Annotated in this window: 11 protein-coding genes; 9 read left to right on the top strand and 2 right to left on the bottom strand. The window is 68.2% G+C overall.

What is annotated here, in order from left to right:
- Positions 1 to 72: 72 nt before the first annotated feature.
- Positions 73 to 1,182: a DUF3866 family protein gene (locus tag C8271_RS07795; RefSeq protein ID WP_106506823.1), complete on the bottom strand. Its 1,110-nt coding sequence runs from the start codon at positions 1,180 to 1,182 to the stop codon at positions 73 to 75.
- A gap of 171 nt (positions 1,183 to 1,353) precedes the next feature.
- On the opposite strand from C8271_RS07795, the gene C8271_RS07790 reads away from it, so the two are divergent.
- The 9 genes from C8271_RS07790 (at position 1,354) to C8271_RS07750 (ending at position 12,493) form a co-directional block, all read left to right on the top strand.
- Complete coding sequence (locus C8271_RS07790; protein WP_245921042.1) at positions 1,354 to 3,321, top strand: WYL domain-containing transcriptional regulator; 1,968 nt, start codon at positions 1,354 to 1,356, stop codon at positions 3,319 to 3,321.
- 126 nt (positions 3,322 to 3,447) lie between these two features.
- Positions 3,448 to 3,828 (top strand): twin-arginine translocase TatA/TatE family subunit, encoded by a 381-nt coding sequence (gene tatA, locus C8271_RS14305; RefSeq protein ID WP_106506821.1) that lies wholly within the window; start codon positions 3,448 to 3,450, stop codon positions 3,826 to 3,828.
- A 71-nt stretch (positions 3,829 to 3,899) separates the two neighbouring features.
- The gene (tatC, locus tag C8271_RS07780) at positions 3,900 to 4,820 is read left to right on the top strand and encodes a twin-arginine translocase subunit TatC (RefSeq protein WP_245921041.1); all 921 of its coding nucleotides are present in this window, start codon (positions 3,900 to 3,902) and stop codon (positions 4,818 to 4,820) included.
- A complete protein-coding gene (locus C8271_RS07775) occupies positions 4,817 to 5,779 on the top strand; it encodes a diacylglycerol/lipid kinase family protein (RefSeq protein ID WP_106506820.1) in 963 nt (320 codons plus the stop codon). The genes tatC and C8271_RS07775 overlap by 4 nt, the downstream gene beginning before the upstream one ends.
- Positions 5,776 to 8,715 carry a DEAD/DEAH box helicase gene (locus C8271_RS07770; RefSeq protein ID WP_106506819.1) on the top strand — a complete coding sequence of 980 codons (2,940 nt, stop codon included), beginning with the start codon at positions 5,776 to 5,778 and terminating at the stop codon, positions 8,713 to 8,715. The genes C8271_RS07775 and C8271_RS07770 overlap by 4 nt, the downstream gene beginning before the upstream one ends.
- On the top strand, positions 8,712 to 9,458 hold the full coding sequence (locus C8271_RS07765; RefSeq protein ID WP_106506818.1) for a hypothetical protein: 747 nt from the start codon (positions 8,712 to 8,714) through the stop codon (positions 9,456 to 9,458). The genes C8271_RS07770 and C8271_RS07765 overlap by 4 nt, the downstream gene beginning before the upstream one ends.
- On the top strand, positions 9,455 to 11,125 hold the full coding sequence (lnt, locus tag C8271_RS07760) for an apolipoprotein N-acyltransferase (RefSeq protein WP_106506817.1): 1,671 nt from the start codon (positions 9,455 to 9,457) through the stop codon (positions 11,123 to 11,125). The genes C8271_RS07765 and lnt overlap by 4 nt, the downstream gene beginning before the upstream one ends.
- 1 nt (position 11,126) lies before the next feature.
- The gene (locus tag C8271_RS07755) at positions 11,127 to 11,909 is read left to right on the top strand and encodes a polyprenol monophosphomannose synthase (protein WP_106506816.1); all 783 of its coding nucleotides are present in this window, start codon (positions 11,127 to 11,129) and stop codon (positions 11,907 to 11,909) included.
- Between the two features lie 35 nt (positions 11,910 to 11,944).
- Positions 11,945 to 12,493: an FxsA family protein gene (locus C8271_RS07750; RefSeq protein ID WP_106506815.1), complete on the top strand. Its 549-nt coding sequence runs from the start codon at positions 11,945 to 11,947 to the stop codon at positions 12,491 to 12,493.
- 220 nt (positions 12,494 to 12,713) lie between these two features.
- Here the strand turns inward: C8271_RS07750 and C8271_RS07745 are convergent, their stop codons facing one another.
- Entirely contained in the window at positions 12,714 to 13,070 is a 357-nt protein-coding gene (locus C8271_RS07745) for an RNA polymerase-binding protein RbpA (protein WP_106506814.1), read from the bottom strand.
- Between the last annotated feature and the right edge of the window lie 37 nt (positions 13,071 to 13,107).

Below are 13,107 nucleotides of genomic sequence, written 5' to 3'. Positions count from 1 at the left end.
ACGACGGCGAGTGAGCGGCGCCAGCGGCGACGTTCAGCCACGACGGCGAGTGAGCGGCGCCAGCGGCGACGTTCAGGCAGCGAGGAGTTCGGCGGCGCAGCGTCCAGCGAGTGCGGCGTACAGGAACGCCTCCGGATCTTCATCGAGGGAACGCCCCATCGTCGACAGGGAGACCGGTAGCGCCTCGCATGCCTCGCGCAGTCCTGTCGTCTCAACCTGAGCGAGCTGATGCTGGACGCCTCGCTGCGCCCCAACGTCGAGGATCGACTGCTGAACCTGTTCCCGGACGGACAGATGGAAAGCGCTGTGTGGTTCGTCGGTTTCGAGCGCTGGCACCGGAAGGCGGACCGGCGCGAGGCAGGCGGCACCGAACATGGTCTGTGCGTGATGAGACAGGCCGCGATGGCGCGGCCGAGGATCCGCGCCGGAGACCCGCAGCACCCCGATCGGTGCCCCATCCAGCACATGCGCGGCATGCACAGCCTCGGCCGCCTGCACACCGGAGAAACCCCAGCCGGTGCCCGTCCCCAGATTCCCGGGCCCCTGCACGAGGATCGCGACATCCGCACCCACCACGTGCCGTGCCCCGAGCAGCGCCGAATGCACCGTCACCGCTTCCAGATCACCACCGAAAGCCTGGCCAGCGCTGATCACCGCGGCGAGCAGACCCTCCGCACGCAGGACCGCGGCCGTACGCGACAGCGCCGCCGGCAGGGCCGCAGCGTCCGTGTGCACATGCGCGATCCGCGCCTGCGGACAGGTGGCTCGAATACCGGCCACCACAGCGGGCAGGGACGAATGCAGATCAGCGATCACCACCGGCATTCCGCCCAGGTCCTGTGCCTGACGCATCACCGGGTAGTGCTCACTGGCGGGATCATCGATCGCATCGACCATGGTCTGCATCGGCGTGTAGCGGGCCTTGACCATGTGACCACTGCCGTGCACGCACTCGGGAAGCACATCCAGCCGCGCCACCACAAGCGCTTCGCCACCCGTCCCCAGGCCGCGCCGCAGCGCATTCGTGTTCAGCAGCACCCGCTCACCAATGGTCACCATTCCGGTGAGCTCCGGATAGGCGAGGGCGCGTACCGTGTCCTGCTCAGTGCGAGCTTCAAGGCGCTGGACACCGGACCATCCCTCGCGCAGGCTCACGACCTCGGCGCGTTCCCATTGCAGCATGCGTATCTCTTATGCCACCCGCCCTGATCGAGGCAAGTCATGGAGGTGCGGCCCGCGGTATCAGGGTGGCTGAGCCGCGGAGCGGATGACCCTCCTGTGCAGTGGCGCGGGCCTCCTGTGTTGTGGCGCGGCCCTCCCGCGGCACAGCCGCCGTGGCTCTACGCTGGATCCGTGGCAGCTAGACCCGTTGAACGAATCCTCAACGTCATCATGACCATCGGGTCCCGTCGGCGGATCGACCGGGCCCGGCTACGTGCCGTCATCCCCGAGTACCGCGACGCTGCGAGCGACGACGCCTTCGAGCGGATGTTCGAGCGTGACAAAGCCGAGATCCTCGAGCTCGGCATCTCGCTGCGATCCCATCGGGATGAGTGGGACGACACCGTCCACTACAGCATCGCCCGTGCCGAGGACGACGCACAGCTGGACGTCACCCCCGAGGAATACGCGGTGCTGCTGGCCGCGAGCCGCGCCTGGGACGACGCCGCCGCGGGGGGAGCGGCCCGCCGCGCTCGCGCGAAACTTCTCAGCCTGGACCAGGACGCCGACCCCGACCTGCTGCGTCGCACACCGCACGGAACACTCGAATCGCTGCCGGTGCTCTCCCCACTGATCGAAGCGGTGACGGCGCAACGCACTGTCCGATTCCAGTACCGCAGCGCGAGCAGCGGTCTCGCGCAGCGCCATGTCGAACCGTGGGTGGTGCGGGTGCACGAAGGCCATTGGTACGTCTACGGCTTTGACCGCGACCGTCAGGCGCCACGCCTGTTCAGGGCATCACGTCTGGAGTCCTTCCCGCGCATGACCGGAATGGCCACCGCTACCAGACCGGAGGAGATCGACCTCGAGGCAATACTCCACAACATCGACACCTCGGACGAGGCAGGGCCGTCGCTCGTGCAGGTCGAGCCGTACAAAGCGCAACGACTGCGCAGCATCGCCGGCGCTGACCAGGCTGTGCCTGAGCTGACGTTGCCGACGATGCCCGCACCCTCCACGATCCGCCAGGTGCTCTCTGCAGCCCGCTGGGCAACGCTGATCACGCCGGGCCCGTGGCGCGAGAGAATCGCCCACACGCTCCAGCACATTGCCGAGCTGCATGCAGGCGACGCGGATCTCACACAGATCCAGAACGCTGAACCGTTACCCGCAGTGCGGATTCGCGCTGTCACCACTGGCGGGGAGACGCTCTCGCGACTGACGGCGATCGTCGGGTACGTCGGACAGCGTGGAGAAGCCGATATCGAGAAACTTGCCCACTCCTTCGGTGTTGGCGTGCCTCGCATCATCCAGGACCTTCAAGTGCTGTTCCTCTGCGGTGACCTCGGAGCAGGGTTCGAAGACCTCATCGAGGCAGAATGGGACGGCGGCGTGGTGCGCGTGCGCAACGCCGATGTTCTGCACCGCGCGCTGCGCCTGAGCGCGAGCGAAACCACTGCGCTGCTGGCCGGCCTCGGCGTGCTCGAAACGGCAGCAGGTGCCCAGGCGGAGATCGTCCGCAGCGCCCGCACGAAGTTGCTGGAGGCCTCCGCCACCGCGACAGAGCACGACACTGCCACGCCCGCTTCCGCTGCACCGCAGACCTGGGAGCAGACGGTGCTCACCGCGATTCAGGCATCGCTGCGAGATGCCGACGGGACCGACGGTCAGCCGCTCGTGATCCGCTACTCCTCACCGGCTCGGCGGGGGACGAGCGTGCGCCGTGTGCACCCCATCGCGTTGGAGACCGACGGGACACGCACCTATCTCCGGGCCCACTGCGAGCTCGTCGGCGAGGAGCGGACCTTCCGTGTCGACCGGATCGTGGAGCTGCTCGGTGAGGATGCGCGCCAGCACGACGAGGACCCGGGCGATGCGCTGGACCTGTCCGGACGCGTCTCGGGCGAGGTGTGGCTGCGTCTGGAGGGACCCGCCGCATGGATTGCGGAAGCGTTCGAGGCGCGAGAGCGACGCGAAGCCCCGGATGCGGGCTCAGCCTCTGGCGCCGTGCTCGTGCGTCTGGATGGCCCGGTGCGACACGCTCTCGTGGACGCTGTGCTCGAAGCTGGCGGCGCCGCCCAGGTCCTCACGCCACGTGATCTGCGAGACATGATCACTGTGTCCGCGCGGGACGCCTGCGAACGCCACACGGCGTCGTAACCGCTACGCTGGGACCGCTCGTCGCCCGACGAGCCGCATTGCCGTGTGCATGTCCCCGATTCCTGCATACACCTGTGGGATCATGCGGAGGGCCGTGAGAGCGCGGCACAGTTGAAAGGGTTTGACATGGGTATCTTCCGCTCCCCCGCGGCACTCATCATTCTGCTGCTGCTGGTGGTCCTGCTATTCGGTGCCGGCAAGCTTCCGGGCCTCGCCAAGAACCTGGGCCAGTCCATGCGCATCTTCAAGTCCGAGGTCGAGGAGATGACGAACAAGGACGACGATGATCGCGACGATCGATACGACCGCGATGACCGGTATGACCGCGAGGACCGTCGCCACCGCGATGACCGTGAGGACCGCTACGACCGCGACGAACGCCGCCACCGCGAGGATCGGTACGACCGCGAGGATCGCGAATACGATCCAGGCGAGCGTCGTGACCGTGAGGCCGAGCGCGAAACCGTCCGCGCCCGCGAAGACGACGACCCGTACCGCCGCGACTGACGACGTCCGCTCAGAAACAGTCGACGGGCGCCACAGGTGGGCGCCCGCCGGAACGGGAGGAAGTGACCGGCGTGGCGGATGACGACACGGCGCACCGGGACGAGCAGCCTGCAGCGAAGCGCCGGACAAAGAAGGTCAGACGCAAGAAAGACCCCGAAGGGCGGATGTCCCTCGGCGAGCACCTCACGGAGCTGCGCAACCGTCTGGTGATCACCGCGATCGCGGTGGTGATCTTCGCCATCGTGGGCTGGATCATCTATCCCTGGGTGTTCGAAGCGCTGAAACGGCCCTTCACCATCGCTGCCGCGGAGGGTTTCCCTGCTGAACTGAACTTCCAGGGTGTGGGCACCGGCTTGAACGTGCAGCTGCAGGTGTCCGCCTACACAGGCCTGATCCTCGCCTCACCGGTCGCCATGTGGCAGACCTGGGCGTTCATCGTGCCCGGTCTGCACCGTAACGAGAAGCGGTACGCATTGGGTTTCTTCGGCACCGGCATTCCCCTGTTCTTCCTGGGCTGCCTGGCTGGGTACTACGCCATCAACCGTGCCGTGCCGGTGTTCCTCAGCTTCACCCCGTCCGCCGAACAGGTGACCCAGATCATTCGGTATGACGAGTACCTGGGGCTGCTGGTCAAGACGATGCTGGCCTTCGGCATCGCCTTCATCCTGCCCGTGGTGCTCGTGCTGCTGAACACAATGGGGCTGTTGAGCGGCCGTGCCATGCTCAAGGCATGGCGCTGGGTGGTGTTCCTGTGCTTCGCCTTCGTGGCGGTGATGGTGCCGACGCCCGACCCGTTCACCCTGATCGGCATGTCCGCCGCGATCTGCAGCCTGTTCTTCGGGGCCGTGATCATCTCCATGCTCAACGACCGGCGCCGTGCCAAACGGGAAGCCCAGCAGGACTCAGCCGACCTGGATCGCGCCAGCACCCTCGAGGAGCTGGAGGAGGCAGCCGAGCGAAGCACCAGCCGCTCTCGCAAGGACGATCAGTGAGACGACTGCGCGTCGGCCTGCTGTCCAACCCCACAGCGGCGCTCGGAGGCGCTCAGCGCATCGGGCGGCAGGTCGCCACCCTGCTCACCCTGGCCGGCGTATCCGTTGTGGATATCTCCGGGCCCAACGCGCATGTCGCCCGCGCTCGCGCTCTCGAAGTGCGCGACACGCTCACCGCCCTCGTCGTCGTCGGCGGAGACGGCACCGTGTCGCTCGGTGCAGAGATCGTCGCCGGTACACCGGTGCGCCTGGGCATCGTCCCCGCTGGCAGTGGCAACGACTTCAGCCGCACCCTGGGCCTGCCGATCAACAACCCCGAGAAGGCCGTGCGCATCGCCCTGCGCGCCCTGTCACAGCCCGACATTGCGATCGACGCCATCGAGATCACCAGCAGTGGCCCACAGGCGCTGCCCCATCGCTCGATCGCCGTCGGCAACCTCTCGCTTGGCTTCGACGCCCTGGTCAACGCACGCGCCAACACGTTCCGCCTCACGCCGAACGTGCGCTACACGGCCGCTGTGCTGCGCGAACTGCCTGCCTTCACACCGATCCCGTACTGGATCAGCGTCGACGACGGTCCACGCGAAGAGATCGACGCCTCCCTGTTGACCGTGTGCAACTCCGGGTGCTTCGGCGGCGGGATGCGGCTTGTCCCCGATGTACGGCTGGACGATGGCACCCTCGAGCTGGCGACGCTTACCGGCATCAACCGCACCCGTCTCATGCGCTTCTTCCCGAGAGTGTTCCGCGGCACCCACACCACGGTGCCCGGCTTCAGTGTGCGGCCGGCACGAACTGTGAGCGTGGGCGTGCGCGATGACCGCAGTCTGCGCTCCTACGCCGACGGTGACCCCCGGGCGCTTCTGCCCGTCACCGCACGCGTGCTGCCTGGCGCCGTGAGGCTCCTCGCCGAGCTGCCGCAGCGTGACCTCGGCCCTGACCGTGCGGAGACGACGTGAGCTCCCCGTCTGAGAAGTACGCCGCCTGGCAGGAGAGCCGGAGGCGGGAGCGGACTGAGCTCGGCGCCTTCGCGCGTCGCGTCGACTTCGAGCTGGACCCGTTTCAGAACGACGCCTGCAGCGCGCTCGAATCCGGTCGTTCGGTGCTGGTCGCCGCGCCGACGGGGGCGGGGAAGACCGTGGTCGGTGAGTTCGCGATCCACCTCGCGCTCGCGCGCGGGCAGAAGGTGTTCTACACAGCCCCCATCAAGGCGCTGTCGAACCAGAAGCACGCTGAGCTGTGCGAATGGCTCGGCACCGACCGGGTCGGTCTGCTCACCGGCGATACCTCGGTGCGGCCCGACGCTGACGTCGTGGTGATGACCACCGAGGTTCTGCGCAACATGCTGTACGCCGACTCGGCGCTGCTGGACGGACTCGGCTACGTCGTGATGGACGAGGTGCACTACCTTGCGGACCGCCTTCGCGGACCGGTCTGGGAAGAAGTCATCCTCCATCTGCCCACCGACGTGCATCTCGTGGCGCTGTCCGCCACCGTGTCCAATGCCGAAGAGTTCGGGGCCTGGCTGCAGGAGGTGCGGGGCGATACGGACGTGATCGTCTCCGAAGTGCGGCCGGTACCGCTGTGGCAGCACGTTGTCATCGGCGATCAGCTGCTGGACCTGTTCGTCGATGACACGGGTGACGCCGTCGTGTCGCACGGTCCGCATGTGCGCGGCAATCGCACCGTCAATCCTGAGCTCGAGCGCGCTCTCTCACTCTCGGTTCCGGTGCCCGATGATCCGCGCCGCGGGGGAGGGCGGGGCCGGCATGATTCACCCGGCAGGCGCGGACGCGGTGAGGCCCGCGGAGGCCGGAGCCGAGGGGCGAAACATCGTTCCCGGCGCGGGGCAGGCCATGGCTCACGGAACGGTCACCACACAGACAGCGCCGACCGGGGGCACGCCGGAAGGGAACGGCCACCCCGTGGCGGTGAGCACCGACGAGGCCGCGGGATTCGACGGGCGGACGTGATCCGGCTGCTGGATAGCGAGGGTCTGCTGCCCGCGATCATGTTCATCTTCTCGCGCGCCGGCTGCGACGCCGCCGTGCAACAGTGCGCACGGTCCCGACTACGCCTCACCGACGACGACGAACAGCGCCGCATCCGGCGCATCCTCGACGAGCGTCTGGCCAGCATCGGCATCGAAGACGAACAGGTGCTCGGCATCGGGGACTTCCGGCGCGCCGCACTCGACGGGTACGCCGCCCACCACGCCGGCATGATCCCGCTGCTGAAGACCGTCGTGGAAGAACTGTTCGCCGGCGGCCTGCTCAAAGCCGTCTTCGCCACTGAGACTCTTGCACTCGGCATCAATATGCCGGCACGCAGCGTCGTGCTGGAAAAGCTCGTCAAGTTCAACGGCATCGACCATGCTGACCTCACCGCGGGGGAGTACACGCAGCTCACCGGCCGGGCAGGACGGCGCGGCATCGACACCGAGGGACATGCTGTCGTCGTGGCAGGACCCCGCTTCGATGCGCAGGCCGTCGCCTCACTCGCCTCACGCCGCACCTATCCGCTGCGCTCCGCCTTCCGCCCCACCCCGAACATGGCGGTCAACCTGCTGGAGGTCTGCGACACTGCGCGCGCTCGCACGATCCTCGAGACCAGCTTCGCCCAGTTCCAGGCAGACCGGTCTGTGGTCGGGCTCGCCCGCCGCGCCCGCGAACTGGAAGGCACCGTTGCGGACTACACCAGCGCACTGCGCTGCGACCACGGCGACCTGCTCGAGTACGCTGACCTCCAGGCACAGATCACCGCCCGCGAAAAGGAGCTGTCCCGCGAGCGGGCATCACAGGATCGTGAACGCACCCGCGGCACCCTGCGCCGCCTGCAACGCGGCCAGATCCTCGCCCTGCCCGGCGGCCGACGCCGCGGCTACGTTGTGGTGCTGCATGTGGACCGCGACGTGATCGGTGGACCCGCTATCGAGGTGCTGGATACCGACGCGCGCCGGCGCACGCTGCGCTCCGGTGACCTGCCCTCCGCACCAGCCGTGATCGACACGCTGCGCCTTCCCCGCCCGGACAGGCTCGCCTCCGCAAAGGTGCGGCGTGACACTGCCGCAGCGCTGCGCTCACGCCTGGCCGGCCACGATGACGATCCGCGTCGTGCCGTGCGCGAACGCGCACCACGCACCCCGTCCACAGCAGCCACAGACACGCAGCTGCTGCGCCTCAAGGAGAAACTCGCGGCCCACCCCTGTGCCGCCTGCCCCGAGCTCGACGCGCATATGCGCTGGGTGGGACGGCGCCGCAGCACGCTCGCTGAACTCGCCTCGGTCACCCGTCGGATCGCTGGGCGCACGAGCACCCTCGCCCGCCAGTTCGACCACCTGTGCGCACTGCTGCTCGACCTCGGCTACCTGCAGGAGGATGAGGACGGCGAGCTGAAGCCGACCGCGGCAGGCAGACGCCTGCGGCATGTGTTCAGCGACCGCGACTTGCTCATCGCCGAGTGCCTCGAGCACAGGGCATGGCAGTCGCTCACTCCCGCGGGGTTGGCCGCCGTTGTCTCGGCCGCTGTGCACGAAAGCCGCCGTGACGACATCGGCGCCTCCGACCTGCCCGCTGAGCCCGCCGTCGAGATCGCCCTGAACGCCACAACGCGGCTCGCCGAAGACCTGCACCGCGCACAGCTGCGCCACGGCGTGGATCCCACCAGCCCGCCCGATCCCGCCGTGTGCTCTGCCGTGCACCGGTGGGCCTCCGGTACGCATCTGGCCGCTGCCCTCACGGGCACGACCCTCAGCGCCGGCGATTTCGTGCGGCACTGCCGGCAGGTGATCGACCTGCTGGACCAACTCACCGCTGACCCCAAACTCGGCGCAACCGCCCGCCAGGCCGTGGCCGGGGTACGCCGCGGACTTGTCGCCCAGGAGATCACCGCATGAGCCGAGGAACGACCCTGTACACCGGCATCGTTCTCTACAGCACGCTCGATCCGGAAGCCAGCGCCATGCTGGTCGAGGACGAGCTCATCACCTGGATCGGTGCGGAGGATTCCGCACAGGCCCTACACCCGGACGCCGAGCAGATCGATGCCACCGGCTGCCTGGTCACGCCAGGTTTCGTCGACGCAGCATCCACAGCTGACGGCTCCGCGCCAGACCCCGGCGAGACGGTGCATGCCGCCGCCTCCGGCATCGTGATGCGACTGCCCGGGCCGACGGGGATGCGCGACGGGGTGCATGTGCTCGCCCCACTCAGCGAGTCCGCGCCGTACCGGACCCTCACTGCAAGCGGTGTGCCGCTCGCCCTCGGCTCCGCTGGTGTGGACGAGCATCGTGATCCCTGGGCATGGGTGCGTGCCGTCAGCGAGCAGGGCCCAGCGCAGGAGCGCCTCAGTGCACGTGCCGCCTACCTCGCCGCCACCCGTGGCGGGCTGCGCCTGGCCGGCGTGTGGCACCCGGGATCTCTGCAGACTGCCCTGCCCGCGACCTTCGTGATCTGGGAACCGTGGGACCTCACCGTGCGCGGTACCGGATCCGAACGGGACACCTGGTCCGCAGATCCGCGTGCTCGCACCCCGCTGCTGCCCGATCTCAGTGTCGGCACACCGCGTGCACTGCGCACCGTGAGCCATGGCGAGATCCTTCACGACATCCTCGATGAGGTCACGGGGGATGACGGGTGAGCCGGAACGCCCGTGGACGAGGCTATGACGACGGTGACGCCCTGGACCCCACTCCTGCGCTGCTGGCCGTGCCGCTCGGAGCCGTCGGCGGCGGCCTGGCGCTGCTCGCTTTTCCTCCGTACGGCCTGTGGTGGCTGCTCCCGATCGCACTGGGGTTGCTGTCCGCGGCGGTGCTGACCCGATCCTGGGTCACGGCGGTGTTCTCCTCGCTCGCCTGGGGGCTCGCCTTCTTCGTGCCGATGACGCACTGGGCCGCAACCTATGCGGGCACACCGCCGTGGCTCGCCCTGGGCGTGTTCGAATCGCTCTATATCGTGCTGTATGGCCTGCTCGCCCGGGTTCTGCTGGTCCGCTGGGGCCCGGGATTGAAGACCCTGGTGGGTGTCGCATGCCTGTGGGTGGGTGTCGAATCGCTGCGCTCTCACGCGCCCTGGGGCGGTCTGCCGTGGGGAGCGAGCGGCTTCGCCCTCGCCGACTCGCCGCTGCTCACACTCGGCCCCTGGATCGGCATGGCCGGGCTCGCCTTCGTCATGAGCGTGTTCGGCTCCCTGCTGTTCAGCGGTGTGCTGGCCCTGCTCGGCAGGCGCCACCGGGGCCTGGGCGGTATCGGCGGAGTGTGGCCGATTGCCGTTGTGTTCGCCTCCGTTCTCGCCTGCGCCGTGGTCCCCACTCCGGGGGCGACCGTGCCCAAGGATCGCAGCACACTGCGTGTCGTCGGCATCCAAGGGTCGATGGACCCCATCGACCCCGCGACCCTCGCCATGCCGGACGACGTGCTCACGAACAACATCGCCACGACGAATGAGGCACTGGCAGCGCACGACGAGAGCGGCCGATCTCCCGCACTGATCCTGTGGCCCGAGGACTCCGTCGGCTCCGACCCACGCGAAGACCCCGCGGCGGGCTACGCATTGACCGCTCTCGCACAGCGCGCCGACGCTCCGCTTCTGGTGGGCACCCAGACACCCGAGGGGGAGCACCACCGCTACAACGTCTCTGTGCTGTGGACACCGCAGGGTGAGGCGAGCTGGACCTACGCCAAACGCCACCCCGTGCCCTTCGGCGAGTATGTGCCGATGCGTTCGGTGCTGCGTACCGTCTCGCCGATGGTGGACATGGTCACGCGCGATATGCTCCCCGGCGATGAGGTGGGTGTGCTGGATCTGGGCTCAGAACACGGCACGCAGGGGAAGGTCGGTGTGCTGATCTGCTTCGAGATCGCCTACGACAACCTCGCCCATGACGTCGTGGACGACGGCGCCGAGCTCATCGTCGTCCAGTCCAACAATGCCCTGTTCGGCACGTCCCATGAGGCGATTCAACAGCTCGCCCAGGCAAAGGTGATCGGTGTGATCACCGGGCGCTCCGTGGTGCACCTCTCGACCGTGGGGCATTCGGCCGTGTACGACCCCGAGGGGCGACGCATGGACTTCGTCGGACACTGGGAACAGGGCTTCCTTGCCGCCGACGTCCCGCTGCGCACCACCATCACACCCGCAGTCGCTGCCGGATCATGGCCCGCGATCGTCCTCTCCGTCCTTGGGGTCCTCGCCGTTGCAGCAGCGTTCGCCTCCTCGACCCGTGCCGTTGCCGCGCCCGCGAGCCGCCGACGGGGCACACAGAACGGACCCCAGCGACGATCGACCACCACGACGAGGAGGACCTGACATGCCCGGACACACCCCGCAGGGCACCTCGGAGTGCACGGGCCTGCTCGTCGTCATGCCCACCTACAACGAGCGTGCAACGCTGCCCGGCACGTTGCATCGGCTTCGACGTGCCGTCCCGCTCGCGCATGTGCTGGTGGTCGACGACGCCTCACCGGATGGCACCGGCGATTGGGCCGATCAGGCCGCTGCCGAGGATGGCAGCATCCATGTTCTCCACCGCACCGCGAAGAACGGCCTGGGACCTGCGTACCTGGCCGGATTCGAGTGGGGGTTCGAGCACGGCTTCGACGTGATCGTGGAGATGGACGCCGACGCCTCCCACCGTCCGGAACAGCTTCCCCGCCTGCTTGACGCGATCCAGGACGGCGCGGAGCTGGCGGTCGGTTCACGGTGGATTCCTGGCGGCCGGGTGCACGATTGGCCGCTGCACCGTTTGCTGCTGAGCCGGGGAGCGAACCTGTATGTGCGGCTCTGGCTCGCCCTGCCGGTGCATGACGCCACAGCCGGGTTCCGCGCCTACCGCGCAGATCTGCTGCGTGTGCTGATGCGCGAGAGCGTCGCCTCGCAGGGCTACTGCTTCCAGGTCGATATGACGCGACGCGCCTGGGCGGCCGGGGCCGACATCCGGGAAGTCCCGATCGATTTCGATGAGCGCACCGACGGTGTGAGCAAAATGAGCTCGCGGATTGTGCGCGAAGCGCTCGTGCGCGTGACACTGTGGGGAATACAGCGGCGCTGGCAGCAGTTGAAGAGTCTGCTGCGTCAGGGGAGGCGGCGCTGAGGCGCCGCACGAACGCTGAGGAAGGGACGACCGCCATGACCTCGACCGGATCGACCTCACGCCGCGCTGATCAGCCGCGCCGTCGCCCGTGGGGGCGATGGATCCCTGTGGGCGTCGCGCTTCTGGGCCTTGCCGAGCTCGCCCTCCTCGTGCTGATCGCGGTCAAGACCAGCCTGTGGTGGTCACTGCTGATCGTCGCGCTTGGCTGGATCATCGGCTTCGCTCTGGTGGTGGCCGCGGGGCAGCAGTCCTTCAGCAGAGTCCGCTCCCTGATCCGTGCGGTGCGAGGCCGCGGGGACGTGCAGGACCACCTCTCACGGCCCGCCTTCACACTGCTCGCGGCCGGCTGTTTCTTCTTTCCCGGTCTGCTCACAGACGTCGCCGGAATCATCCTGCTGCTCACGCCGGTGCAGCGCCGTACCGTCTCCGCGGTGGGACTGGGCAGCGCCTCGGAAGGTGCCCGCACAGTGCTGTATCGCCGACGCGGACCGGGCGTCATCGAAGGGGAGATCATCGTGGACGCTGAGCCGGTGCGTCCGCAGCCCACGGGTAACCCCATGCTCGACCAACAACCGAAAGCTTGAGCCCAGCTGACCCGCTGAAAAGCCCATGGGCTCAAAGGCACCGGGAGCTGAACGTGCGAGTCAGCGGTCCACGCGCCTTTGCGCATCAGCGGTCAGTTCGCGCTCGTGAACCGGGTCCCTTCGCCGTCGGCTGACACCCTCACCTCCGGCCGAGATGCCGAAGCACGCCGCGTGGCTCGGGATACCTCGCCTCGTACCACGGGCGTGCTCGGATGGCGGATCAGAGAGTGCGGCTAGAGCTGGTGTGCAGTTTGCCGGCGCGCAGCAGCTCCAGTCGCTGATCCAGCAGCTCCTGCAACTCTTCCTCGCTGCGACGCTCCAACAGCATGTCCCAGTGGGTGCGCTGCGGCTTGCCGGGCTTCTCATCCGGCTTCTCGTGGTCACGCAGCACAGCGGTCTCACCGCAGCGGCACTCCCACACGGCCGGAACCTCCGCCTCAACAGAGAACGGCAGAATCGTCGTGTGGCCCTTCGGGCAGTCGTACGCGGTCTCCTGACGCGGCGCCGCCAGCACACCCTCGTCGGTCTCCATGGACAGGGAGCCCAAGCGGGTTCCCCTCAGACTGCGGCTGTTCATACTGCTCCTCGCTTCCTGCCGATGGGTTCGGGTCCGG

This window comes from Brachybacterium timonense (assembly GCF_900258505.1).
Classification (GTDB): Bacteria; Actinomycetota; Actinomycetes; order Actinomycetales; family Dermabacteraceae; genus Brachybacterium; species Brachybacterium timonense.
Note: the sequence above shows the minus strand (reverse complement) of the source record. Positions and strands in the feature narration are given on the sequence as shown.

Bases quoted from the DNA above. Each gene is read 5' to 3' on its own strand.
- C8271_RS07765 (WP_106506818.1), top strand. From the start codon at position 8,712: ATGAGCCGAGGAACGACCCTGTACACCGGCATCGTTCTCTACAGCACG.
- tatA (WP_106506821.1), top strand. From the start codon at position 3,448: ATGGGTATCTTCCGCTCCCCCGCGGCACTCATCATTCTGCTGCTGCTG.
- C8271_RS07745 (WP_106506814.1), bottom strand. From the start codon at position 13,070: ATGAACAGCCGCAGTCTGAGGGGAACCCGCTTGGGCTCCCTGTCCATG.
- C8271_RS07750 (WP_106506815.1), top strand. From the start codon at position 11,945: ATGACCTCGACCGGATCGACCTCACGCCGCGCTGATCAGCCGCGCCGT.
- C8271_RS07755 (WP_106506816.1), top strand. From the start codon at position 11,127: ATGCCCGGACACACCCCGCAGGGCACCTCGGAGTGCACGGGCCTGCTC.
- C8271_RS07795 (WP_106506823.1), bottom strand. From the start codon at position 1,182: ATGCTGCAATGGGAACGCGCCGAGGTCGTGAGCCTGCGCGAGGGATGG.